Origin of the sequence: Streptococcus infantis ATCC 700779 (genome assembly GCF_000187465.1) — a bacterium.
GTDB classification, from domain to species: domain Bacteria; phylum Bacillota; class Bacilli; order Lactobacillales; family Streptococcaceae; genus Streptococcus; species Streptococcus infantis.
The window spans coordinates 94022-119058 of record NZ_GL732439.1 but is presented as its reverse complement, the minus strand read 5'-3'; the positions used below and the strand labels follow the sequence as shown (position 1 = coordinate 119058).

At 40.6% G+C, this 25037-nt stretch carries 28 protein-coding genes; 3 read left to right on the top strand and 25 right to left on the bottom strand.

Features of this window, described 5'->3' with window-relative positions; all coding sequences use genetic code 11:
* Nucleotides 1–52 precede the first annotated feature (52 nt).
* The 12 genes from HMPREF9423_RS02915 to HMPREF9423_RS02860 form a co-directional block, all read right to left on the bottom strand.
* Nucleotides 53–1384, bottom strand: coding sequence for a hemolysin family protein (locus HMPREF9423_RS02915; protein WP_006147846.1), 1332 nt, complete (start codon nucleotides 1382–1384; stop codon nucleotides 53–55).
* 118 nt (nucleotides 1385–1502) lie between these two features.
* A complete protein-coding gene (locus HMPREF9423_RS02910) occupies nucleotides 1503–2330 on the bottom strand; it encodes a DNA/RNA non-specific endonuclease (RefSeq protein ID WP_006147845.1) in 828 nt (275 codons plus the stop codon).
* 46 nt (nucleotides 2331–2376) lie between these two features.
* Nucleotides 2377–2571, bottom strand: a complete 195-nt coding sequence (locus HMPREF9423_RS02905) for a DNA-directed RNA polymerase subunit beta (protein WP_006155858.1) — start codon at nucleotides 2569–2571, stop codon at nucleotides 2377–2379.
* Nucleotides 2558–3850, bottom strand: a complete 1293-nt coding sequence (gene murA / locus HMPREF9423_RS02900; protein ID WP_006147843.1) for a UDP-N-acetylglucosamine 1-carboxyvinyltransferase — start codon at nucleotides 3848–3850, stop codon at nucleotides 2558–2560. Before murA ends, HMPREF9423_RS02905 begins: the two co-directional genes overlap by 14 nt.
* Nucleotides 3851–3874: 24 nt before the next feature.
* Complete coding sequence (locus HMPREF9423_RS02895; RefSeq protein ID WP_006147842.1) at nucleotides 3875–4906, bottom strand: acyltransferase family protein; 1032 nt, start codon at nucleotides 4904–4906, stop codon at nucleotides 3875–3877.
* A gap of 72 nt (nucleotides 4907–4978) precedes the next feature.
* Complete coding sequence (locus tag HMPREF9423_RS02890) at nucleotides 4979–5209, bottom strand: DUF1146 family protein (RefSeq protein ID WP_006147841.1); 231 nt, start codon at nucleotides 5207–5209, stop codon at nucleotides 4979–4981.
* A gap of 57 nt (nucleotides 5210–5266) precedes the next feature.
* Entirely contained in the window at nucleotides 5267–6304 is a 1038-nt protein-coding gene (locus tag HMPREF9423_RS02885) for a SepM family pheromone-processing serine protease (protein ID WP_006147840.1), read from the bottom strand.
* Complete coding sequence (gene coaD / locus HMPREF9423_RS02880; protein WP_006147839.1) at nucleotides 6288–6776, bottom strand: pantetheine-phosphate adenylyltransferase; 489 nt, start codon at nucleotides 6774–6776, stop codon at nucleotides 6288–6290. Before coaD ends, HMPREF9423_RS02885 begins: the two co-directional genes overlap by 17 nt.
* Nucleotides 6766–7305, bottom strand: a complete 540-nt coding sequence (gene rsmD, locus HMPREF9423_RS02875; protein ID WP_006147838.1) for a 16S rRNA (guanine(966)-N(2))-methyltransferase RsmD — start codon at nucleotides 7303–7305, stop codon at nucleotides 6766–6768. The genes coaD and rsmD overlap by 11 nt, the downstream gene beginning before the upstream one ends.
* Before the next feature lie 59 nt (nucleotides 7306–7364).
* A complete protein-coding gene (gene asnA, locus HMPREF9423_RS02870; RefSeq protein ID WP_006147837.1) occupies nucleotides 7365–8357 on the bottom strand; it encodes an aspartate--ammonia ligase in 993 nt (330 codons plus the stop codon).
* A 95-nt stretch (nucleotides 8358–8452) separates the two neighbouring features.
* Nucleotides 8453–9136, bottom strand: coding sequence for a Bax inhibitor-1/YccA family protein (locus tag HMPREF9423_RS02865; protein WP_006147836.1), 684 nt, complete (start codon nucleotides 9134–9136; stop codon nucleotides 8453–8455).
* A gap of 53 nt (nucleotides 9137–9189) precedes the next feature.
* Complete coding sequence (locus HMPREF9423_RS02860) at nucleotides 9190–9930, bottom strand: TrmH family RNA methyltransferase (RefSeq protein ID WP_006147835.1); 741 nt, start codon at nucleotides 9928–9930, stop codon at nucleotides 9190–9192.
* Between the two features lie 33 nt (nucleotides 9931–9963).
* Between HMPREF9423_RS02860 and HMPREF9423_RS02855 the strand changes: the two genes are divergently transcribed.
* Together HMPREF9423_RS02855 and yidC are read left to right on the top strand one after the other, a co-directional pair.
* On the top strand, nucleotides 9964–10242 hold the full coding sequence (locus tag HMPREF9423_RS02855) for an acylphosphatase (RefSeq protein WP_001174500.1): 279 nt from the start codon (nucleotides 9964–9966) through the stop codon (nucleotides 10240–10242).
* A gap of 76 nt (nucleotides 10243–10318) precedes the next feature.
* Complete coding sequence (yidC, locus tag HMPREF9423_RS02850; protein ID WP_006147834.1) at nucleotides 10319–11245, top strand: membrane protein insertase YidC; 927 nt, start codon at nucleotides 10319–10321, stop codon at nucleotides 11243–11245.
* A 74-nt stretch (nucleotides 11246–11319) separates the two neighbouring features.
* Here the strand turns inward: yidC and pflA are convergent, their stop codons facing one another.
* The 12 genes from pflA to HMPREF9423_RS02790 all read right to left on the bottom strand — a co-directional run bounded on the left by pflA (nucleotide 11320) and on the right by HMPREF9423_RS02790 (nucleotide 22661).
* A complete protein-coding gene (pflA, locus tag HMPREF9423_RS02845; RefSeq protein WP_004251620.1) occupies nucleotides 11320–12114 on the bottom strand; it encodes a pyruvate formate-lyase-activating protein in 795 nt (264 codons plus the stop codon).
* A 132-nt stretch (nucleotides 12115–12246) separates the two neighbouring features.
* The gene (locus HMPREF9423_RS02840) at nucleotides 12247–13500 is read right to left on the bottom strand and encodes a diaminopimelate decarboxylase (RefSeq protein WP_006147833.1); all 1254 of its coding nucleotides are present in this window, start codon (nucleotides 13498–13500) and stop codon (nucleotides 12247–12249) included.
* A 72-nt stretch (nucleotides 13501–13572) separates the two neighbouring features.
* On the bottom strand, nucleotides 13573–14397 hold the full coding sequence (gene purR / locus HMPREF9423_RS02835; RefSeq protein WP_006147832.1) for a pur operon repressor: 825 nt from the start codon (nucleotides 14395–14397) through the stop codon (nucleotides 13573–13575).
* A gap of 102 nt (nucleotides 14398–14499) precedes the next feature.
* A complete protein-coding gene (locus tag HMPREF9423_RS02830; RefSeq protein WP_006155634.1) occupies nucleotides 14500–15441 on the bottom strand; it encodes a 3'-5' exoribonuclease YhaM family protein in 942 nt (313 codons plus the stop codon).
* A complete protein-coding gene (locus HMPREF9423_RS02825; protein WP_006147830.1) occupies nucleotides 15431–16687 on the bottom strand; it encodes a DNA recombination protein RmuC in 1257 nt (418 codons plus the stop codon). The genes HMPREF9423_RS02830 and HMPREF9423_RS02825 overlap by 11 nt, the downstream gene beginning before the upstream one ends.
* 1 nt (nucleotide 16688) lies before the next feature.
* Nucleotides 16689–17351, bottom strand: a complete 663-nt coding sequence (locus HMPREF9423_RS02820; protein ID WP_006147829.1) for a thiamine diphosphokinase — start codon at nucleotides 17349–17351, stop codon at nucleotides 16689–16691.
* A complete protein-coding gene (rpe, locus tag HMPREF9423_RS02815) occupies nucleotides 17314–17970 on the bottom strand; it encodes a ribulose-phosphate 3-epimerase (RefSeq protein WP_006155637.1) in 657 nt (218 codons plus the stop codon). Before rpe ends, HMPREF9423_RS02820 begins: the two co-directional genes overlap by 38 nt.
* 10 nt (nucleotides 17971–17980) lie before the next feature.
* Nucleotides 17981–18859 (bottom strand): ribosome small subunit-dependent GTPase A, encoded by an 879-nt coding sequence (rsgA, locus tag HMPREF9423_RS02810; protein WP_006147827.1) that lies wholly within the window; start codon nucleotides 18857–18859, stop codon nucleotides 17981–17983.
* Between the two features lies 1 nt (nucleotide 18860).
* The gene (gene rsmA / locus HMPREF9423_RS02805; protein ID WP_006147826.1) at nucleotides 18861–19733 is read right to left on the bottom strand and encodes a 16S rRNA (adenine(1518)-N(6)/adenine(1519)-N(6))-dimethyltransferase RsmA; all 873 of its coding nucleotides are present in this window, start codon (nucleotides 19731–19733) and stop codon (nucleotides 18861–18863) included.
* 30 nt (nucleotides 19734–19763) lie between these two features.
* Nucleotides 19764–21191, bottom strand: coding sequence for an SseB family protein (locus HMPREF9423_RS02800; RefSeq protein ID WP_006147825.1), 1428 nt, complete (start codon nucleotides 21189–21191; stop codon nucleotides 19764–19766).
* A gap of 133 nt (nucleotides 21192–21324) precedes the next feature.
* A complete protein-coding gene (gene rnmV, locus HMPREF9423_RS02795; protein ID WP_006147824.1) occupies nucleotides 21325–21888 on the bottom strand; it encodes a ribonuclease M5 in 564 nt (187 codons plus the stop codon).
* A complete protein-coding gene (locus HMPREF9423_RS02790) occupies nucleotides 21885–22661 on the bottom strand; it encodes a TatD family hydrolase (RefSeq protein WP_006147823.1) in 777 nt (258 codons plus the stop codon). The genes rnmV and HMPREF9423_RS02790 overlap by 4 nt, the downstream gene beginning before the upstream one ends.
* 155 nt (nucleotides 22662–22816) lie before the next feature.
* Here HMPREF9423_RS02790 and HMPREF9423_RS02785 point away from each other — a divergent pair, with 155 nt between their 5' ends.
* Nucleotides 22817–24661, top strand: coding sequence for an APC family permease (locus tag HMPREF9423_RS02785; RefSeq protein WP_006147822.1), 1845 nt, complete (start codon nucleotides 22817–22819; stop codon nucleotides 24659–24661).
* Nucleotides 24662–24843: 182 nt separating this feature from the next.
* Here the strand turns inward: HMPREF9423_RS02785 and rpmH are convergent, their stop codons facing one another.
* On the bottom strand, nucleotides 24844–24978 hold the full coding sequence (gene rpmH, locus HMPREF9423_RS02780; protein ID WP_006147821.1) for a 50S ribosomal protein L34: 135 nt from the start codon (nucleotides 24976–24978) through the stop codon (nucleotides 24844–24846).
* Nucleotides 24979–25037: the final 59 nt, after the last annotated feature.

Here is a 25037-nt window from a genome sequence, read left to right as displayed (position 1 = left end):
TCTTTTTTGCACTTAAAAAGCTTTATCAGTTTTCTCTGATAAAGCTTTTGTTTTATTCGGTTTCTTCTTCTGATTCAAGTTCTTGAATTTGAACCTTAAGCTTGGTGACACGACCATTTTTGACCTTGTCATTTGTCAAGGTGATATGCTTGTTGCCACTATCTAACTCATAACTGAGTTTTTCTGATGTTGGAATAGTTCCCACACCTGTCAAATAATAACCAGCAATGGTATCTACATTGTCACTTTCAAGCTCGACATCAAAATAATCATTGAAATCGTTCAAATTCATTGTCCCTTGGACAATATGAGTGTCCTCGCCGATAGTATGAACATAGACTTCAGCACGGTCAGTTTCATCATCAATCTCACCAACAATCTCTTCAAGGAGATCCTCAAGTGTTACCAAACCAGCCATTCCTCCGTATTCATCAAGAAGAATAGCCATCTGTCTTTGTGAATTTCTCAGTTCTTTTAACAAATCGTCCACAAAAATGGTTTCAGGTACAAATAGAGGTTCCTGTAATATCTTTCTCAATACAATATTATCAAAACCATCGGTAAACCCTGCTTTTAGCAGATTCTTTGTATGAATCAAACCAATGACATTGTCCTTATCGCCGTCATAAACAGGAATTCGAGAAAAGTTTTGTTTTAAGATACTTTCGATAATGGTCTGAGTGTCATCTTGGATATCTACCATAAAGGCATCTGTTCGAGGAACCATGACTTCACGCGCCATAAGCTCATCCAGTGAGAAAATCCCCTGCAACATCTCGATTTCATCAGCATCCAAAGTTTCTTCGCTTTTAGTCAGCATGTACTCAATCTCATCACGAGTCATTTTTTCGTCTGCATCGTCAAATGTCATCGGCGTCAAACGGCTCAAAAGATTGGTTGATGCAGATAGCAACCAAACAAAGGGACTCACAATCTTACCGATAGCAATAATAAATGGTACCGTTCGGATTGCCAAGGCATCCTTAAGATTTAGAGCAATGCGTTTAGGATAAAGTTCGCCAAAAACGATTGAAATATATGTCAAAAAAGCAAGTGATAAGAAAGAAGCTACTGCATACGCAGTTTCGCTATTTCCCATCCATGAGGCTATCAATTGTCCTAGAGAGTCTGCTAGTTTAGCCCCTGACAAGATTGTAATTAAAGTAATACCAACTTGAATGGTTGATAAAAAGTGATTGGGTTTTTCAAGTACCTTTAGCAAACGGATATAGCGTTTATCTCCCTCTTCAGCCTTTTGTTCAACACGTGAGCGACTAAGAGAAACCATAGCCATCTCTGTAGCAGAGAAAAAAGCATTTAAAAAGGTCAAAACAACTAATAATACAAATTGCAGTAACAAATCCTGACTGCTCGGGTCTTCCATTTTCCTTCTCCTAAAAAGTATAATTGTGACTATTATACCATATTTTTCAACTTCTACACATTAAATTGTGATTTCTATAGTAAATCCCCTACCGAAACAATAAGGGACCGACTATCTATTAGTTCTTTGTAACAGTTACTTTTCCTGTTCGGTAATCTAACTGAATTCCCTTTTGAACGTTAGGAACTACGACGTTAAACTCCAATTCACCATCAGATGATTTGGCTTCAATCTGAGATGCAGAAGGAACCAAATCTTCTTCTGTAGCGTAGAGCAATGTGACACGGTAACGCACGCGCTTATTTTGATCCAAAGCCTTTCGAACTAAACTTTCATAGTAGTTTTGTCCAGTCGAATCTTCTGCGCGTGCTTGGTTGGCCCAAGCTGTTTGTACAGCGATGTTTTTGGGATTGCTAGTAGATGCATCAAAACCATCTAAACCACCAATCAAGGCATAGCCCAATAAATGTCCTCTATCTACAGCGTGATTATAAGTCCCTTTTAGGTTTTTGACTTGATGCCATCCTGCTGGGGTCCAAGAAGTCGAACCATTCCCGGTTTCTTCACGGTCTTTGTACTGTCTTGTCGCTTTTGACATGAGGGCGTTAGCCACAGTTGGAACTGTCTCCCCACCTACAGTTTTTGTCTTGTTATCAGCATAGGGTTTACTTGAAACCTTTGCATCTAAGTTCGTTTTGTTCCCATTTATGATAAAGGCACCTGCTCCATTCCACTCAAGAGTACCCTTAATTTGTTTTTTGACCGAATCAGTCAGTACACTCTCTGCCAATTCTTGACTTGGAGTATCAAGCGACTGGGATTTTTGTTTTACTCGTGTTTGTGGTGCAGTGTTGGAAGACTGCATTTGTTTAATATAGTAGCTTCCTGCTGACAAGAGCAAAAAGAGCAAGAGGCCAATTAGGGCCTGCCTTGTTTTTTTGTTCATACTTTCTCCTTCATTTCACTTCCTAGAAAAAGGCTGGTCACCCAGCCTATTTCCCTGTAAATTTCGCAATTAACTTATGCCACTTTTCTGGAGCTAAAATCGCCCATGGATCTTGGCCCTTGCCTAAGATACCGTAGCCAATCATCAAGCCAATTCCAAGTGCTAAGACACCTAAAAGTAAAACAATGATGACTAAAAGAAATCGACGCAGCACATAAGATACTTCTTTATTCATCTTCATCTTCATCAGCTTCCACACTTACCCGTTCAATATTAGCTCCTAACTGAGCTAACTTTTCATGAAAACGATAATAACCTCTATCCAGATGGACAAGTTTTCCAACAACAGTCTCACCCTCGGCCACTAAGCCTGTCAATATCAAGGCTGCACTGGCACGAAGGTCCGTAGACAGCACTTCTGCCCCTTGGAGAGGTTGCCCGCCAACAATACGAGCAGTGTCACGGATAATCTCAGAATGCAAGCCCATGCGACGCATTTCCTCTAGATGTTGGAAACGATTCTCAAAGACTGTCTCAACCATAGTTGATTCTCCTTGAGCAACCGTCATAAGAGCAGTAAACTGCGCCTGCATGTCCGTAGGAAACCCTGGATGTGGTAAGGTCTTGACATGAACTGCTTTTAGTTTGTCTCGTTGAGAACGGATGCGGATTCCTTCATCTTCGTCGATGACTTCAACACCCATTTCTTGTAATTTCGCCAACAAGGGACGGTTGTGTTCCCAGATAGCATCTTGAATCAGGACATCTCCACCTGTCATTGCAGCAGCAACCATGAATGTCCCTGCTTCGATGCGGTCTTGAACAACGTTATGGGTTGCACCATGCAAGTTTTTAACACCAGTGATGGTAATGCTCTCTGTTCCCGCACCTTTGACCTTAGCTCCCATTTTATTCAAGAGGACAGCCAAGTCTACAATTTCAGGTTCACGCGCAGCATTTTCGATAACAGTTACACCATCAGCTAGCGTTGCAGCCATCATCAAGTTTTGGGTTGCCCCAACACTAGGAAAGTCCATATAGATATGGGCTCCATGCAAGCGTTCTGCCTTAGCTTCGATATAGCCAGCTGTTTGGGTAATCTTAGCCCCCATTGCTTCCAAACCTTTAAGGTGAAGGTCAATCGGACGACTACCGATCGTACAACCACCTGGCATCGAAACTTTAGCGTGACCAACCCTAGCCAGGATTGGACCCAAGACTACAATAGAAGCACGCATCTTGCTGACATACTTATAGGGAGCTTCTTCTGTGATATCATCTGTCGCATCCACTTCAACAATGTGTGCATCTTGATCAAAATTAACTTTCGCATTTAATCCACGAACTACTTGGTTCATGGTAAAGACATCCGATAGGATAGGGACATTTTTTAAAACTGTTTTTCCTTCGCTTGCTAAAATTGTCGCCGCAAGTAGTGGCAAAACTGCATTTTTCGCGCCCTCAATTGTAACACTTCCGACAAGGCGATTATCGCCACCTCGAACTACAATTTTTTCCATAAATATTTTCCTTTACTATTGATTTTATAATGGACTTACTTTTTGGATAATCACATTAATTATTTTATTAATAATCCAAGCAAAAATCAGACTAACTATTAACACAAATAATGTGAATAGTACATCGTTTACTCTAGATGATACAAATATTTTTCCTAACATAGAAATTACTAATCCATGTATCATATATAATTCAAACGATATACGACCTATTAAAGTTAAATAGACATTTGAAAAATTTATTTTTTTCAAAAAAACTATAATAAAATAGATTGTAAAAATAATATTATCTAAATTAGCAGCTAGTGCATAACTATAACTATCTTCTAAGTGTAAATACTTAAGTAAAATATCGTATTTATGTGAAACAAAGAGTAACACAGTGACTAAAATAATTACGATAAAGTAATATTTTTCTAAAACTCTATCAATTTTATTTTGATTTTTAGCCCATATTAGGCCAATAGCGAAGGCAAGAGCGCTATTATACCACCAGAAATTATAACCTAATTTTATAGCCAAGCAGATGTAACAGGTTATAAATATTGTATTGAGAACAATTGATAAGAACTTATTTTGAAAAAGCTTAAACGATATATAAAAAAATATATACATTAAAATTATAATGTCGACAAACCAACCATTATATATAATAGTACTTCCTTGTTTAAATAAATTAATAAAAAAATTTAAATCTATTAATTGACCATTTACAAATCTATAAAATATATAAATCAAAGATATAATAAAAAATGGAACTATAATTTTGGAGAGTCTTTTTACTAAAAAATTATCCAGATAATTTTCCCTACTTTCGTTTTGAACATACAACCCGTATGCAGATAAAAAGAAAAATATAGAAACGATATAGGTCCCCATATATGAAAAATTAGAAAATTCTTCGCCAGATTTAACCAATGGTGATAAATGATGAAATATGATACCTAAAGCAAGGAAACCTCTAAGCCCTGATGTAGATTCAACACTTAGATATTCCTTATTTTGGGGCAACAAATAAATTAATAGCGTTATTAACAATAAAATTACAATATCCATTATATTTAATTCTCCCAATGTTTTTGTTAACTACCTAAACATCTGCTTATTATAATCCCTGAAACATATAAATTATAGCAGGTCACGTACAGCTTCTTGCCATAATTGGTAGAGATTTAGGAAAAAAGAACTGATTAGATATCCTAAACCGATACTACACAATACTACCAAAAGTCGTACCTTCCTCGCATTGTCCTTGGTCACCTTCAAAATTTGATCCCATTTGACTAAATCTTTCAAAAGTTGAAAAACTAGGTAGACAAAAAACATATGACTACTGAGGGTAAAAAACAATTGAATCATCTGCCTATTATACCATCTTCTCTTTTTCTACGCTAGTCTATGGACTTGCACTATATTTTATGGGTTGTTTTTCAAGTAATCAATTGCATCCTGAAGTGTTTTTACAGGAACAATCTTCATGTCTGTTTTAATCATTTCAGCAGCTTCTACAGCCGTGTCATAATTGCTTTTAGCATTAGGATTGGCCTTTTTAGCTTCTTCAGTTACTGGATTGTTAGGAGCAAAGAACACAGTAGCTCCTTTTTTTGCAGCAGCAACAACCTTTTTGTCAATTCCACCAATATCACCAACATTTCCATCTCTGTCGATACTTCCTGTACCAGCAATGATACGTCCATTTCGAAGAGTTGGATCTGCAATTTGCGTATAGATGGATAAACTAAACATCATTCCAGCACTCGGACCACCAATGCCAGCAGTTGAAAACTTGATTGGCACATCACTTGACACTTCTGTGCGGTCAATCAACCCAATTCCAATACCGTTTTTCCCATTTTCCAGAGTAATGATTTTTCCTTCAGCGGTTTTGACTTTCCCATCTTCTTGATAAGTAACCTTAACCTTGTCGCCTAGAGTTTGAGAATTGACGTAGTCGACCATCTCCTTAGAACTCTCAAAAGTCTTATCATTGACAGCTGTTACTGTGTCGGCAATATTGAGGATACCCTTGAAGGTTGAGTTATCTGTTACGGTCAAAACATAGACTCCCAGGTATTTGAGTTCTATTTCCTTGCCCGCCGCCTTCAGACCTTGATATTTGGCCATATTTTGCGAAGTTTCCATGTAAAATTGGTTGATTCGCATAAATTCTGCATCTGAAGAACCACCTGTCATTTCTTTGGCACTACGAATATCCGTAAAAGGTGTTAGCCAAGCATAAACCAAGTCCACCATTCTGGCGTGTTTAACTCCTACCGTCACAAATTGGTAAGAACCTTCTTCTTGGTCAGATTGGTTATTGACTTGTAAAACCTTTCGAATATCTTCTGAAGTCCCTGGCACCTCAATATAATAAGGAAGTGGTACCGTAAAAGCTATAAAAGTGATAATGAGCCCGATGATTAAATATATGGGCCATCTAGTTTTTTTCTTCATTCTTTAACTCCTCCAAGACTACATTTGGTACATACTTGCTAATATCTTGTTCAAACTTCAATAGTTCTCTCACAGCTGAAGAGCTGATGTAAACATGCTCTGGGCGACTATGGAGATAGATTGTCTCAATCTCTCCTGCTAATTGATGGTTGTAAAAATCAAAACTGGCTTCATACTGAAGATCCGCAGCGTTACGCAAACCACGAACAAGAACATGGACACCCAGTTTTCTCGCAACATCAACGACTAATTCATCATGAGAGGATATGACCTGGACATTTTTTAGGTGTCTCACCGCTTTTTCAACCGTCTCTAGCCGACTTTCTATCGGTAAAAATCCATTTTTGTGTGGATTATAAAAAATTCCCACATACAATTTATCAAAGAGCTTACTTGCACGCTCAATGAGATCCATATGCCCATTTGTCATTGGATCAAAAGAACCTGTGAATAGGCCAATTCTATCTGACATAAACCGTCACCTTACTAATCCCATATATTTTTTCCTTCCAGATACCCAAACAGGCGATTTCTTCTGGAAGCTCTACTGATTTATCGGTCTCGCAGACCACCATGACATCTTCTGAGAAAAGATTTCTCTCCGCCATTTTTTCAATGTCGGATACGATTTGCTCCTTGGCATAGGGAGGGTCCAAAAAGATGAGATCAAAGACACCATCCACTTGCTCTAATGCACGACTGGATTCCATTTTCAATAATTGAAATTTAGAGGTCTCCTTGGTCATCCGGATATTTTCTGCCACAATAATCTGTGCTCGGCGATCCTTCTCAACTAGGACAGCGCTCGACATCCCTCTTGAAACTGCTTCAATGGATAACCCCCCACTACCAGCATAGAGATCTAGCACACGCCCTCCTTCAAAGTAGGGGCCAATCATATTGAAAATAGCTCCGCGGACCTTGTCCGATGTCGGCCTCGTTGTTTTCCCGTCCAAGGTCTTTAAAGGACGTCCTCCGTAGATTCCTGATACGATTTTCATAAGGTATATTATACCAAATTCTGATGAAATAAGAAAATCGAACCTCTCGGTTCGATTGATTAAAGAATATTCTCGTAAGTATCTCTGACTTCTTGTGGCCAAACACTGGTTTGAACTTCACCGATGTGCTTCTTACGAAGTAAGAACATGGCCATACGAGATTGCCCGATTCCTCCACCGATTGTCAATGGGAAGAGTCCATTCAAGAGAGCCTTATGCCATTCAAGAGATAAGCGGTCTTCATCTCCTGTAATAGCTACCTGACGACGAAGAGTGTCTTCATCGACACGAATCCCCATTGAAGACAATTCAAAGGCTGCACCCAAATTATCATTCCAAACAAGGATATCTCCATTTAGACCCTTGTAGCCATTTTCAGATTCTGTTGTCCAGTCATCATAGTCCGGCGCACGTCCGTCATGAGGTTTTCCATCTGACAATACACCACCGATACCAATCAAGAAGACTGCCCCGAATTCCTTACAGATAGCATTTTCACGTTCTTTTGGAGTTAAGTCTGGGTAGCGTTCTACCAATTCTTCTGTGTGGATAAAGGTAATCTGTTTGGGCAAGATTGACTCAATATCATAGCGGGCTTCGACTGCCAGCTCTGTTAAACGAATGGCCTTATAAATCTTTTCAACGGTTTCCTTGAGGTAGGCTAGATTCCGCTGTCCATTTGGAATAACTTTTTCCCAGTCCCATTGGTCTACATAAACCGAGTGAGTCGCATCTAGCGAATCTTCATCCGGACGAAGAGCCTTCATGTGAACAAAGAGGCCTTCTCCTTCACCAAAACCAAAACGAGCCAAGGTATGGCGTTTCCACTTAGCAAGTGAATGCACCACTTCATAGGTTTCATTAGGAATCTGCAAAACCTTAACTGAAACTGGATGTTCAATCCCTGAAAGGTTGTCCTGCATACCATCACCAACCTTACTCAAGATTGGTCCTTGCACTTCTACTACTTCTAACTTATCTTTTAAATATTGGGTAAAGGTATTTTTTACAAAGGAAATCTCTTCTTGCTGATGGATAAAACTTTTCTTCATACGTTCCTCCTTTTGAATAATAAAAAGATTATACCTTTTTGTTAATAAAAATGAAAGTAAAAATTAAAAAAGAGCTCATTCGAGCTCTAAAAGTATTAATCGTCTCTTCCAAAGATACGTAGGAAGCTAAGAAAGAGGTTGATAAAGTCGAGGTAGAGGCTAAGTGCTAAAGAAATTGCCCAGCCTGTAGCTACCTGACCATCTGACTCTTCGTAAACATAACGAATTTTTTGATTATCCCAAGCAATGAGACCTGCAAAAACAAGCACCATAACAATACTAATAATGTAATCCATTAGGTCACTATTTAAGAAAATATTGACAACCATGGCGAGTATCAGACCAAATAGGGCTGCAATCAAAGCACGACCGATTCCACTCAAATCCTTTTTAATGACTACTCCTACGATAGCCATCACAAAGAAGAGGGCTGCACTGGAGATAAAGGCTGTCAAAACTGTCCCAGGAAGATAGAGCGACACAATGAAGCTTAATGAAAAACCATTGATCGCTGAGTAGAGCAGAAATATTGGAAAGGTTGCTGGACTATTCTTTACCGCTAAACCACTCGCAAAAATCACTAGAGCTACTTCTACAATTCCTGTTACGATTAGCCATATACGGGCGTTAATCATTAACTGAACAAGAAGATCTTGAAAGGTTGTTAACATCAAGGCTGAAACAATTGCAGATAAGGCAATCCCAATTCCTACAAAAGCATAAACTTTTGCATAAAATTGATTCAAACCAGAATGTTCTTGAATAATTGTTTGATTCATATCTTTTTCTCCTTATGAAATCTTTTTACTGATTATAACAAAAATAAACTATTTTAACTCAAATAAAACATGAGTATCCCTGCCGCGATGGCGACGTTGAGACTCTCTGCCTGCCCTTTCATGCTGATGTGAACCAGTTGGTCTGCCTGATCTGTCATGAATGGACTAATGCCCTGCCCTTCATTTCCCATAACCAAGGCAAAATCCTCTAACCGATCCAGTTCACGATAATCTTTAGAATTTTGAGACAAGGTGGTGGCTAGAATGGGCAAGTGATTCTTTTTAGCCTCTTCAACAAATGTTTCAACAGGCATCCGATAAATCGGCAAATGAAAATGACTTCCCTGCATGGATCGGAGAGTCTTCAAGCTATATATATCTGCTGACTTGCTTGAAACGATGACTCCAGAAAAACCTGCTGCATCTGCCGTTCGGATTATTGTGCCAACATTTCCAGGATCCTGCACGTCTTCCAAGAAAAGATATTTCCCTTGGCTCAAATCCGGCAACTGCTCTTCTTCCTTTTGAACAATGGCTACAATGCCCTGAGGAGTTTGTGAATCTGCCAAATCAAGCAAGATTTCTTCAGCCACAAAGACTGTCTGAGGATAATCTACGAGTTTATCTCCATACTCTACTAGAGCAAAAATTTTCTCAATCTTTGCACCAGCCTGAACAGCCTCTTCAAACAAATGCCATCCCTCAATTAAATAAGAAGATTTTCGATATTTTTTTTGATGCAATTTCTTGGTATTTTTCACCACAGAATTGGCTTTAGAGGTTATAATAGTCATAGAAATATTATAACACAATCAAGGAGGTTTGGTATGCAAAAGGTTAAAATGATCGCCCAAGGTCGCGTCCAGGGAGTGGGCTTTCGCTGGGGTGTCTATAGTCTGGCTCTAGAACTAGGTGGCATTACGGGTCGTGTCTGGAATAACGACGACGGAACCGTTGAAATTCTAGCTCAGGCTGAGTCTTCTGCCATCATGGCTAAGTTCATCCAAGAGATTCGAAAAGGCCCTACCCCATTCTCTAAAGTAACCTACCTAGATGTGCAAATGAGTAACTTTCCATCTTATTCAGATTTCAAAGTAGCAAATTAGGTCTCTAGAACTATTGTATATTTTCAAAAAAAACAGTAGAATAGAAAGGTATCATTTTTAAGAAGGAATTAAAACAGTGAAATCAATTAAAAGAATCGCCCTCTCTATCATGGGAGTGGCTATGCTATTAGTCTTGACAGGCTGCGTTCAGGTTGACAAAGTGACAGGTCTGCCAACTGGTCCCGTTTGGGATTTCTTGGGTGCCCCGATGGGAGAAGCTATCAAGTACTTCGCCACTGATAAAGGACTAGGCTTCGGGGTCGCTATTATTATCGTAACCATTATCGTCCGCTTGATTATCTTGCCACTTGGTATCTACCAATCATGGAAGGCAACGCTTCATTCTGAAAAGATGAATGCCCTCAAACATGTCCTTGAACCACACCAAACTCGTCTCAAGGAAGCAGAAACACAAGAAGAAAAACTGGAAGCCCAACAAGCTCTCTTTGCTGCTCAAAAAGAGCACGGTATCAGCATGTTTGGCGGAGTAGGATGTTTCCCTCTCCTCATTCAAATGCCTTTCTTCTCAGCAATCTACTTTGCAGCTCAACATACAGAAGGTGTTTCTGAAGCTAGCTTCTTAGGAATCGCACTTGGTTCTCCAAGTTGGATCCTTATCGCCTTCGCGGGTATTCTCTACTATGTCCAATCCCTCCTTTCGCTACACGGAGTTGAAGACGAGACTCAAAGAGAACAACTCAAGAAGATGATTTACATGAGTCCAATGATGATTGTCATGTTCTCAATCTTCTCACCAGCCAGCGTTACGCTTTACTGGGTTGTCGGTGGTTTCATGATGATCCTTCAACAATTCATCGTCAACTACATCATTCGTCCAAAACTTCGTAAAAAAGTACGTGAAGAACTGGCTAAGAACCCACCAAAAGCAAGTAAAACTTCAGCTACTCGCAAAGATGTAACTCCTGAATCAGTAGCAGTTATCTCAACTTCTAATAAAAAGAAAAACAAAAAACGCAATTCTGGAAAACAACATTCTAGATAAAAAATAAAAGGCTTAGCATTCGAGCTAAGCCTTTTTTATATCAGAAAAGCCCGATGTTCCCATCAGGCTTCTTTTTATCCATGTACACGTTTCATGTAATCTTGATAGCTTTCTGTATCCATCAATTCCTTAGCATTTTTGACACGATCTGCTGTTGGAGGTTTAACCCCTTCAAGTGAATACGGAATGCCAAGCTCGCGCCATTTGAATTCTCCCATAGTGTGGTAGGGTAGGATTTCAAACTTATCAACGTTTTTAAGAGTTTTTACGAACTTACCAAGCTCAATCAAATCTTCATCACGGTCTGTCAATCCAGGCACAAGAACGTGACGAATCCAAACAGGTTTCCCAATATCTGACAAGTACTGAGCACATGCCAAGATATTTTTATTGGTTTGACTGGTTACAATCTTGTGCTGTGCTTCGTTGATTTCCTTGATATCAAGAAGAACCAAGTCTGTCACAGCCATGAGTTTGTTGAATTTCTCTAGATAACGTGGCTTATTACGGAATGGAAGGGCACAAGTATCCAAGGTACAGTGGATTCCTTTTTCTTTTGCTTTTGTAAAGAGAGCAATTAGGAAATCAATCTGCAAGAGAGCTTCTCCTCCACTGACTGTGATACCTCCCTTGTCTCCCCAGAAACCACGATAACGAAGCGCTTCTTCTAGAACATCATCTACTGTTCGTACACGAGATTTATTGGTTTCCATCGCCCATGTGTCAGGGTTATGGCAATATTGGCAACGCATCTGACAGCCCTGCAAAAAGACAATAAAACGAATCCCAGGGCCATCTACCGCCCCAAAACTCTCTGTCGAATGCACCATTCCTGTCACTTGTCCATAGTCAATTGTTTCTTCAGACATCACGTCACCTTCCTTGAAACCGTTTTATAATTTTATTATATCACGCTTGAAAGGAAAAACAATAGATTTTGTCTATTTTTTAGAAAACAAACTGTTTTTCACTTTCAACTTTCATGATTTTCAAAAATTTTTCTAATCTTTGTCAAAGTCGAAGCCATAGAGAGTTGCAAAATAGTCCTCAGGTCGCTCTGCTCTACGGATTAGCCGTGCACCCCCGTCCTCTGTATAGAGGATTTCTGCTGAACGAAGTTTGGCATTGTACTGGTAGCCCATAGAGAAGCCATGAGCACCTGTATCATGAATCACTAGTAGGTCACCAATTTCTGTTTGAGGTAGTTCACGATTAACCGCAAATTTGTCGTTGTTTTCACAAAGAGAGCCAACAACATCAACTACTTCCGTCTGACCGCCAGGATTCATCATATTGGTGATGTGGTGATAGGCTCCATACATAGCCGGTCTCATAAGATTGACAGCTGATGCATCTACTCCGAGATAAGTTCGGTAGGTTTTCTTTTTATGGGTTACTTTAGTCACTAGAATTCCATGAGGCGCCAACATAAAGCGTCCTAGTTCTGTAAAAATCTTAACTTGACCAAGACCTGCTGGCGTAAGAACTTCTTCATAAACCCGACGAACCCCCTCACCAATTAAAGCAATATCATTTGGCTCCTGGTCCGGACGATAGTTGACCCCGATTCCTCCAGAAAGATTAATGAAGTCCAGCGAAATACCTAACTTTTCCTTGATTTCTACAGCCAGTTCAAAAAGCTGACGTGCTAATTCTGGATAGTAGAGGTGAGTCACTGTATTAGAAGCTAGAAAGGAATGAATCCCAAAAGTTTTTGCTCCCTTTTCTTTCAAGATAGCAAAGGCTTCAAAGAGCTGTTCCTTTGTCATCCCGAACTTAGCTTCACCAGGATTATCCATAATATCCGTTCCTAGTTCAAATACGCCACCAGGATTGTAACGGCAAGAGATAATCTCAGGAATCCCCGCAGCGCACTCTAAATGGTCGATATCTTCAAAGGCATCCAAGTTGATAGTCGCCCCTAATTCACGGGCATAGGCGTACTCTTGGTCTGGTGTATTGTTTGATGAAAACATCATCTCCGCCCCTGTAAACCCAAGCTTGTGACTCATTAAGAGTTCTACATAACTAGAACAATCCACTCCACATCCTTCTTCTTGCAAAATCTTCAAGATAGCTGGAGTTGGGGTTGCCTTAACTGCGAAGTATTCTTTAAAGCCTTTATTCCAAGAGAAAGCTTCATTAACTGCGCGTGCTTTCTCGCGAATACCTTTTTCATCGTAGAGATGGAATGGAGTTGGAAACTCTTCAACAATCTTTTCTAAGTCTTCACGTTTAATAAATGGCGTCTTCATAGGGCTCCTTCATATTCATTATCAAAGAAAGGCTGGGACGAAAGTTCCAACCTTTAAGCATCTTATTCTCTCTTATTTTTCTGTTTCGAAGATATTCCCAACTTCAACTTCAATTTGTTGGTTCTTCACATCAATATTGGTAACTTTTAAGAGTGATTTGTAGTCAAACTGCTGTTCACGATCTTCCTGAGCATTATCAGCAAAGACAGCTACACCAGCTAACTCAGAATCAAACTCTGTTAAAAGGCTAATCATACCGTTAATCGTTCCTCCGCCTTTCAAGAAGTCATCAACAATCAGGACACGGCTTCCTGCCTTAAGGCTACGTTTTGAAAGGAACATTTTTTCAATACGGTCGCTAGAACCTGAAACATAGTTAACACTCACAGTTGAACCTTCTGTGATTTTCAAGTCACGACGGACAATGACAAAAGGTACGTTGAGAACATTTGCTACTGCATTTGCAAGCGGAACCCCTTTGGTCGCTACCGTCATAACAGCATCAATCTTTTGGTCCATAAAGCTCTTGGCAATAATGCGACCGATATTTTTTAAAATAGCCGGAGTACTAAGGAGATCAGACAAATAAATGTAGCCTCCTGGCAGAATGCGGTCACTCTCTGAAAGTTTATCGCGAAGCTCTTGGATGATTGTTTTGGACTCAAGGGTAGAGATAGATGGTGTGAAAATAACCCCACCACCAGCACCTGTCACCGTTTGAATATGGCCGATTTCAATTTCTTCAAAGGCGCGCTTAATAATGACAATATCTTCTGAAATAGAAGATTTGGCAGATTCATACTTTTCCGCAAAGGTATTGAGACTGGTTAATTTGTATGGATTGTTAATCAAATAATTGGAAATAACAACCATCCGATCACTTCTTCTTAATTTCATTAGTTATTCACCATTCTTTTTAATTAGTCTTTTTCTCATTATAACACACTAAAGCAAAAAAAACGAACTTTATTATCTAAATAAAGCTCATTTTTTTAGTTTCTAGTCTAATTTTGGCTTGTAGAAGGAACGATTGTCCATTGCGAAGACTTTATTGGTCATTTCACCCTCATCAACAAGAGACAGAGCTGTTGACATCATCATCATACTCGCATCCAAATTATCAATCATATGAATAATTTCAGCTTCCATCACACGAGGACGAACAGGACTACCATACTCGAGTAATCCATGGTGGCTGAGAATCACATGGCGCAGAAGCACCACTTCTTCTCGAGTATCATCAATACCAAGTTCCATAACCGCTTTGGTAATCTCGCTATCAATCAAGGCGATATGGCCGATAAGATTTCCTCTCACTGTATACTCTGTCTGGTCCGGACCTGTTAACTCAATAACCTTAGCCAGGTCATGAAGCATAATTCCCGCATAAAGCAAGCTCTTATTGAGTTGTGGGTAGACATCTGCAATTGCCTCTGCTAAACGAACCATAGTCGCTGTATGATAAGCAAGCCCTGTTTCAAAGGCATGGTGGTTGGTTTTTGCAGCTGGATAAGAATAAAATTCTTTATCATATTTGGTATAGAGGGCCCGAACGATTCGTTGCCAGATGGGATTTTCAATCTTGAAAATCATCTGTGCCATATACTCACGGATTTCTTTAACATCCACTGGTGATTTGATCTTGAAGTCTGCTGGGTCATTGGGTTCGCCAGGCTGAGGTAAGCGAAGGGTGATTTGATTTACCTGTGGAGTGTTGTTGTAAACTTCACGACGCCCTTGCATGTGGACAACTTTTCCTGCAGTAAAGGCCTCAACGTTATGAGGTTGGGCATCCCAGAGCTTTCCTTCGATTTCCCCACTATCATCTTGGAAGGTGAAAGCTAGGTAATTTTTCCCAGCACGCGTCTGTCTCAGATCGGCTGATTTGATCAGGTAAAAGCCCTCGAACAGTTCATCTTTTTTCATGTGACTAATCTTCATATTCTTCCTCATCTTCTTGGAACTGGAGCAAATCAAGCATAGGCTCACCTTCTGACAATTCAATATGTCGGAGAGTTCGCTCAATAGCTGAAGTACGTCGGTTTAACAATTCATCAATATTACCAGTGGCATGTTGGAGGTGTTTTTGCGCTTTAACCAGAATACCACCAAACTTGCCAAATTCGGTTTTGACGTTGGCTAGAGTTTGACTAATATGGTCAGCACTCTTTTGGATATTTAGAGTTTTGAAGCCAACAGATAGGGAGTTAAGAAGGGCTGACAAGGTACTTGGTCCAGCTACGATAATCTGCTCCTCCCGTCTCAAACCATCAAAGAAAATCGGATTTCTAACGATTTCTGAGTAAAGACCTTCTGTCGGAACAAACAGAACTCCAAAATTGGTTGTCCGAGGTGGCGCCAGGTACTTACTCTTAATATCCTTAGCAAAACGCTTGACGCTTGCTAGGAGAGACTTACGACAGCGCTCAATCTCGTCCTTGTCACCTGCTTCATAAGCCTCTTCTAAGCGGTAATAATCTGCCAGTGGAAACTTAGAATCAATCGGTAGATAGACATATTCTTGGTCACCTTGTCCAGGCAACTTGATGGCGTACTCGACTCGCTCACTCGAATTTTCAACCGTTGCAAATTCTCGTTCATACTGAGCAGGTGTCATGATATCTTCGATAATCTGCCCCAGTTGCAATTCTCCTAGAATTCCTCTAGTTTTTGTACCAGATAAGACCTTATTAAGAGCGCCGACATCACGGGCAACCGTCTGCATTTCTCCAAGACTGCGATTGACAGATTCCAGTTGCTTTGAAACTGTCTCGAAAGACGCTTGCAAGCGTGTCTGCAAAGTCTTTTCTAACTTTTCCTCAACCGTTTGGCGCATCTGTTCCAAGCGTTGCTCATTTGACTCCTGCAAGGCCTGTAGTCGTTGGTCAGTCTTATCTCTGGTTTGGAGGAGGTTTTCATTCATCTCCTGTCGAACCTGGGTCAGACCTTGGTGCAATTCGATTCGTACCTCCTGCAAACGGTCGCTAACAGCCACTTCAAGATTTTTTTGGTCCAGCTGACTAGACTGTCTGGCTTGCTCAAATCTATAATCTAACTGATCTGAAAGGTTATCTGCCTGGTCTTCTAAACTTTTGGTCAGGTATTTCTCCTGCCTATCCTGCCTTTGCCAAATAAGAAAGAGGCCGGCTAGGTTAGCAATTAGTAACAGTAGTAATATAATCTCCATCCTATCTCCTGTCCTTGCTATGCAGTACAACCACATAGCCATCTGGGCAAGTCACCGAAACTTCCCTATCTATATATTCGTTAGAAGCGTAAACTTTCTTAAAGAAAAAATTCTCCTCTGTCAGTTCATACTTGGCACCAAGAATAGTCAACTGGCTATCCCGAACCGGCATAAAGGCCAGATAATCGTAGTCCGAACGTGGCTCTAGTTGACTGGTACCTTCTGGACAATAGGCAATCAAGTTTTGCCCATCCTCAATCTCTATTTGACGCATATAGGGTGCTAATTTGGGATTGCTAGGCAGAAAGACATTAGCCAGCATATGGTCGATGCGACCTCCTAGGGCACCAAAAATGGTCACCTGAGCCTGAGGATTTTTTTCAAAAATCGTTAACAGTGCTAGTTCCAGATCGGTATCATCCTTCTCTGGCTGAGCTTGGACAAAGTTCTGGGCACGTTCTTGAATCAACTGACTTTCTTCTACAGTCACAGAATCAAAATCCCCAACTGCTAAAGCAAGAGGAAGTTCTTCTTCCAATACCCAGAGTGAGCCTCGATCCACACCGACAAAATAGTCAAAATCTGTCCGGTAGTGGCCGCGGTCTCCCCCTGCAAAAACTGCAGCTTTAGTCCAGTTGATTTCTGAGAGCTTGCACTCGTTCATTGACATCTCCCTTAAAGACATAAGATCCCGCTACAAAAACTGTTGCACCAGCTTCTTTGGCTTGAGCAATGGTCTGGTCATCAATACCACCATCGACTTCGATTTCAAATTTCAAGCCTTTTTCCTCACGAAGGGCAACCAACTCACGAACCTTGTCCATAGTTTCAGGTAGAAAAGCTTGCCCACCAAATCCAGGATTAACCGTCATGACCAATACTTGGTCAACTAAGTGAAGGACATGTTTAATCGCCTCAACAGGTGTTCCAGGGTTAATGACAACCGAAGGTTTAACACCGAGAGAACGAATCTTTTGAAGAGCTCCATGGATATGAGGTGTCGCTTCAACATGGATGCTGATGATGTCAGCTCCTGCACGCGCAAAATCCTCTAAATGATGTTCGGGATTTGATACCATCAAGTGGCAGTCAAAGACCATCTTACTATGAGGTCGAAGACTTTCGACTACACCTGCACCAAAGCTGATCTGAGGTACAAATTGACCATCCATGATATCGATATGGGCGTATTCTGCCCCAGTTGCTTCTAGGCGTTTAATTTCACGTTCAAAGTTGGCATAATCTGCTGCCAGAATTGACGGAGCAATCTTGTATTGAGACATAGGTTTCTCCTTATTTTGGAATTTTTTTGCTGACTTTTTTATAGGTTTCTCTGCGATTTTCAATCTCACTGAGGAATTGCAGATAGTTGTCGAAACGGAAGTTTGCAATGTTGCCCTCTTCTACTGCTGGTTTCACTGCACAAGATGGCTCATGAGTATGCGTACAAGTACGGAACTTACAGTCTCGACTGACACTAGCAATCTCTGGAAAGGCCTGGTTCAGCTCTTCAGCACTTGATACTTCATAATCTAGCGACGAAAAACCTGGTGTATCTGCGATTTTGCCACCATTGAGATTGTAAAAACTAACAGCTCGAGTAGTATGGCGACCACGACCTAGACTGTCTGAGATTTCTCCTGTTTCAAGATTGAGGTCAGGTGCAATTTTATTAAGCAGGGTTGACTTCCCAACACCTGTCTGCCCCATAAAGACTGTCACTTTGCCTGTCAACAGGGGCAAGAGTTCCTCTTTACTAGTCACAAAATCGTAACCAATAGCACCATAGGTCTGCTCGTAAAAATCCAGTTCTCCCCCATCTTCCAGTAAGTCCATCTTGGAAATATAGACGATAGGATGAATGTCCTTATGCTCTAAAAGAACCAAGAAGCGATCCAGCAAATTGCTATTAAAATCAGGTTCCTTGACGGACATAATGACAACGGCTTGGTCAATATTGACAATGGGTGGACGAACCAGACTATTTTTTCGTTCATGAATTTCCAATATATAGCCTTCTGAGTTCTCCTCTGCAGAAAATTCTACCCAATCTCCAACATAGGGTGTATGGCCTTTTTTACGAAAATTCCCACGCGCACGTGTCTGATAAATCTGACCATCACTCTCCACATAGTAGAAGCCAGCCAAGGCTTTAATGATTTGTCCCTGCATCCTAGAGTCCTTGTCCTTTAAGCGCATCTGCTAGACTGGCAAATTCTGCCAAGCTTAGAGCTTCACCACGTACACTTGGTACTAGTCCAGCCTGGTCCAAAGCCTTAGTCAGCTTGTCCTTGATTTCCTCAGTCTTTCCAAAGTAACCTGTCAAGTTGTTCCACAAGGTTTTACGACGATGGGTGAAACTAGCCTTGGAAACCTTAAAGAAGAAGTTCTCGTCTTCCACTGCTACAGCTGGCTCTGGACGGCGCACCATTTTCAAGATAGCTGAGTCCACGTTTGGCGCTGGCACAAATACTGTACGAGGCACGATAAAGGCAACCTTGGCCGTCATATAATACTGAACTGCAATGGACAAGCTACCGTAAGCCTTGGTATTTGGCTTAGCAGAGATACGATCTGCCACTTCTTTTTGCATCATGACCACAAACTCACTAAAAGGAATGCCACTCTCGATCAAGTGCATGAGAATAGGCGTCGTGATATAGTAAGGCAAGTTGGCTACTACCTTAATAGGCAGGTTAGGATTTTTAAAATTCTGGATATGTTGCGCTAGGTCAACTTTTAGAATGTCCTCGTTGACTACGGTCACATTGTCAAAATCACGCAAGGTATCTGCTAAAATCGGTACCAAACGGTGGTCAATCTCAAAGGCCATGACTTCAGCTGCGCGCTCAGCTAAAAATTCAGTCAAGGCACCAATCCCTGGACCAATTTCAATAACATTGACCTGGTCATCAACTTCAGCCGTATCCACAATCTTTTGAAGGATATTGGTATCGGTCAAGAAATTTTGCCCGAAGGATTTTTTAAAGGTAAAACCGTGACGCTCCAGCACCGCCTTGGTCACGCTATAATCTGCAATTCTCATTTATTCTCTTTTCTAATATTAAAGAACTTTCTAATCTTGAGCTCTTCCTTCTTGTTCCTCACTAAGCTTTTGCATGTCTCTAAAAGCTGTTAGGCTAACATAAGCACCTGCTTCATAGTATTCCGTTGGGTTAATGGCATAGTCAAAGCCTTCAATCATACCTCCAGCTTCTTCTATCATGCCATTCCACTTTTCATCAAAAACCATTCGCAGACGTTTCCAATCTGTAAATACTGGAACAGAGTTTCGCCCATCTTTTCCTTCTTTAACTGGAATGTTGAAACTAGAATCTTTTTTCAAGACAAAGGAGTTCCCTTCTGAATTATCCTCTGGGAATCCTGATGCTGCATCTAATGGAAGCAAGAATTTTGCTTTAGGCATAGCCATAGAGAAGAACTTGTAGTAAAGTCCATAAACTAGTTCTTGCTCTTCTGTAGTCGGTTGGTCCATCTGCCCCATCAAGAGCATCCATCTTACCAGGTCAGGATTCATGACAGGCACTTGTATTTCTGGTAAATCAGAAAAATCTGGTTTTTGAACCAAGGCTGAGGCACTGATGCTTACTTCCTTACTATTAAAGAAAGCACCTAAAGCACCGTCTAAATAAAAGGCTGTCCCAAGAAAATTCTCAATTTCTTTTTTATCTTCCGTATTTTCAATCAGTTTTACGACTGAGTTTGGTCGGCTGTCAATGGTTTCCTTGAATTGGCGATACCAAGATGGTGTCAAAAGCATAATCATGGGATCAGTACACAGATAACCTTCCTCACCTCTATCATAAGTAGTTGAAAAGAGGTAAGGTTCGCCTGTTTTTTCCGAATAAACTGCGTAAATCGAATCTGCTGCTAACAACTTGTCTTTGACGATTTCCGCTAGACGTTCCAACTTACGAGTGTTGGCTTGATAGCTTTCTTCACTTTCAGTTTCTTGATTTTGACGGCATTTCCATAAAAAGAGACGTAAAATCTCTACGCTATCATCAAGACTAGCTGCCAAATAGTCTTCATTTGTTAACTGACCCTCTTGGATGGCTACAAAAGCACGATAAAGAGCATCTGAATAGCTAGATAATTTTTGCTCTTCCTCAACACCTGAACTAAAAAGCACACTTCCTTTTTTCAATTTATCCAAAGAAGGAACCCTATCAACCACTAGATGGGCAAGAACTTCATCAGTTAGACTATCTGCATCTTTGTTTTGACTGCTAAGCTTTTTAACCTCTACAGTACCAAGACTTTCCATTCCTTGGTCGGGATTGCAAAATTGCAACTGATCTCCAACCTTGATACTACCTTCTAGACTCCCAACGATCAATAATTGATTCGTTTCTTTCATTGGGAGAAAGTCCAAAACTCCCACACATGCATTGTTTTTAGACTCTTCTGCTTCCTTATTGGATTCAGTTGTTTCAGTTGTTTTTGTTTCTTCTGTCTTTTTTAAAAAATCAAAGATTCCCATAACTTTTCCTCATTATCTCCACTCAGCACAAATCCTATGGAGTCACTTTTCTAATACTTGCTACCAAGCCTGATTAAACCGTATATGCTTACTTCTATTGTATCACATTCCCTCTACATTTTGGGGGAGTTTCTCAATTCTCATACGATTTCATAGCTTCTTCAACTTCAGCTAGACTTATACCGAATAACTCTAAACGTTTAAGGAGTTGTTTCCCATTGGAATAACCGATACGAAGACTTTCTCCAAGATATTCTCTGCGTTTTCGGCTATCTGCTCCGGCTAGAAAACCAAGGCGAATCAAGTCGCTACGGCTAATATCAAAGTCGCTTTCTACTTCAAACTGTTCAGTTACTTGTTCTAGTGCTGCCTTCAAGTCTTCGTAGCTAGCATGCTCAATTCCTAGAGAACGTCCCTTGGTCTTAGATTTTGGCACTGCCTCATCACGTTTGAGAAAGGCGTGCTGAACTGTCGGAATGGCCGTCATAATCATCCGACGAATGCGTTCCCCGTTAAAATCAGGATCTGTAAAGACAATCACCCCATAACGTTGGTGTAGACGTTGGATTCGTTCGAGATCCTGCTCATTGATAGCTGAGCCACGAGTCTCATAGGTCTCCACATCAAAATAACGTTTGAGATTGGCCGTATCATCGCGTCCTTCAACTACGATGACTTGGGAAATTTTCTCTTTCATGATTTACGTTCCAATCCAAAGATGCCTTCTGCATTGGTACTTGTCGCAGCAGCTAATTCTTCTGTCGTCATGCCACGCAAGTCCGCAATAAAGTCTACTACATAGCGCGTGTAAGCTATCTTGTTTTCACGACCACGCTTGGGTACTGGGGCTAAATAAGGTGCATCTGTCTCTACCAAAATCTTATCCAAAGGCAACTCTTTGGCCGCTTCCTGAATATCTGTCGCCTTCTTGAAAGTCACTACTCCAGAAAAGGAAATTGTCATACCAAGCTCCACAAACTTCTCAGCCCACTCTAGAGAACCTGAGAAGGAGTGCATGATGCCGCCACGTGGACCAACTCCCTCACTCTTAATAATTTCATAGGTATCTTCGAGCGCATCACGGGTGTGAATCACAAAAGGTAAATCTAATTCCTTAGATAGCTGAATCTGACGACGAAAAACCTTTTCTTGAACTTCCTTAGATGCCGTCATCCAGTGGTAGTCCAAACCAATCTCACCCAAGGCAACAACTTTTGGATGTTTTAGTTTTTCTAGCAAGTAAGACTCCACTTCCTCTGTGTATGTCCCTGCTTCCGTTGGATGCCAGCCAATCGTCGCATAGAGTTGGTCATACTTGTCCACTAGTTCAAGAGCACGCTCAATAGTCGGTTTATCAAAACCAACAATATTCATCCGAGTTACACCCATTTCAGCCGCTAAGGCAAGTTCTTCTTCTTCGCGTCCCAAAAATTCTTCCACATTCAAGTGGGTATGAGTATCAAAAATCATTTATATTTCCTCGTTTTTTCTACCTTCTATTATACCAAAAAAACTAGTCTCATCCTTATAGGAAAAAATATTTTGAAATCATTCATTTTTTCTTGACGACTTTTTTTCATAGCAGTATAATAACTCTTGTTGAAATTTTCAGAAAAGGAAAGAAAATGTTTACAAAACTAAAATATACCTTTATTGGTCGTCCCCTTAAGTCCTTAACTGAAGGCGAAGGAGGGCTACTTGGAAAAACACAGGCACTTGCAATGCTCTCAAGCGATGCCCTTTCATCTATCGCCTATGGACCTGAGCAGGTCGTCCTTGTCTTGGCTAGTCTTTCTCCCCTTGCTATTTGGTGGAGTCTCCCTATCGGCATTTTTGTCCTCTTGCTACTTGCTAGTCTAACCATTTCTTACCGACAAATCATTCACGCCTACCCTCAAGGTGGGGGTGCCTATATGGTAACACGAGAAAATCTTTCTCCTGAGCTCGGTTTGATTGCTGGGGGAAGTTTGCTTGTAGACTATATGCTAACAGTAGCCGTATCCGTGGCTGCAGGTGCTGATGCGATTACAGCAGCACTTCCTGCTCTCCATCCCTACAACCTCCACATTTCTATTTTTCTGGTCTGTTTACTCATGCTTTTGAATCTGCGAGGCTTGAGGGAATCTGCTAGTTCGCTGATGATCCCTGTCTATCTCTTTATCTTTAGTACGGTCTTCCTCTTATTGTTTGGTATTTTCCAACTATTGACAGGTTCTCTCAGCTATCATGCAACTTCTGCAATTGGTCAAACTGTCCCAAGTCTCTCAATTGTCCTGATTTTAAGAGCCTTCACCAGCGGTTCGGCTTCACTAACTGGAGTTGAAGCTATCTCAAATGCTGTTCCGTTTTTCAAAACTCCCAAAGAGAAGAACGCTGCTCAGACACTGACCATCATGTCTCTGATTCTTGGATTTCTATTTGCAGGGATTACCTTCTTAAACTACTGGATGGGGATTACACCTCAACACGGAGAAACAATCCTTTCACAAATGGCTAAAGGAATTTTAGGGAATTCAGCTCTTGGTCAGATTGTTTATTATCTCTTCCAATTTTCAACAGCCTTAATCCTAGCCGTCGCTGCAAATACTGGTTTTTCGGCCTTTCCGATGTTAGCTTACAATATGGCCAAGAACAAGTACATGCCCCATCTCTTTATGGAGAAGGGAGACCGCCTAGGTTACTCAAACGGTATCTTAACACTAGCCTTTGGCGCTATGATTCTTCTGCTCATTTTTAACGGAAATACAGAACGCTTGATCCCTCTCTATACAATTGGAGTTTTCGTTCCTTTTGCACTTTCTCAAACAGGGATGATTCGCCACTGGAAAAAAGAAAAAGGCTCTCATTTCTTAAAATCTGCCTTTGCAAATATCCTTGGTGCCATCATTTGTTACGCTATCGTCCTTATTCTACTTCTCTTTAGACTTGGAGATATCTGGCCATTCTTCCCAATTATCCTAGTCTTAACCTTCCTCTTTTTGTCCATCCACAGTCATTACCAAAAAGTAGCCAAACAACTTCGACTTTATGAAGGAATTCAAAAGAAAACCTACGACGGCAATGTCGTCCTTGTCTTAGTGGGAAATGTTACTCGAGTAAGCGTTGGTGCTATTAACTACGCTCAAAGCATTGGAGATGAAGTTTTGGCCATGCACATTTCCACCAAGGAAACTGAGGAAAAAGACCAAGAAATCCTCCAAGAATTTGCCGACTACTTCCCAAATATTACTCTTAAAAACATTAATACCAGCTATCGCGATATTATCACACCTACAGTTCGATATGTTCGAAAGATTTCTCAAGAAGCCAAGAAAAAGAACTACACGGTTACAGTTCTAGTACCCCAATTTATCCCTAACAAACCTTGGCAAAATATCCTCCACAATCAAATGAGCCTTAAATTAAAATATGCTCTCAGATGGCACGAAGATGTCGTTATTGCTAGCTACTCTTATCATTTGAAAGAATAAAGAAAAGCTCAAAATCAGAGAAATTATCTTCTGATCTTGAGCTTTTTCTATATGTGATTTTTTCAAGACGTCTTCTAAAATGTTTATTCTCAATCAATAACTTTAGAAAATTCTATCTTTTAGATAAAAGAAAAATCAGTAGGCTCGAGTTCCTACTGACTTCTTTGTTTCATTTGTTTGGATTATGCAGCCAAAACTTTGCGTCTTTTACGACGACGAGCTGCCAATACGCGACGACCGTTTTTAGTTGACATACGGTTACGGAATCCGTGTTTGCGCGCACGACGAAGTTTACTTGGTTGATAAGTACGTTTCACGATGAATACCTCCTCATAGATTTTGTATTCGTTTAGCCGGCTATAAAGTGATCAGTTAC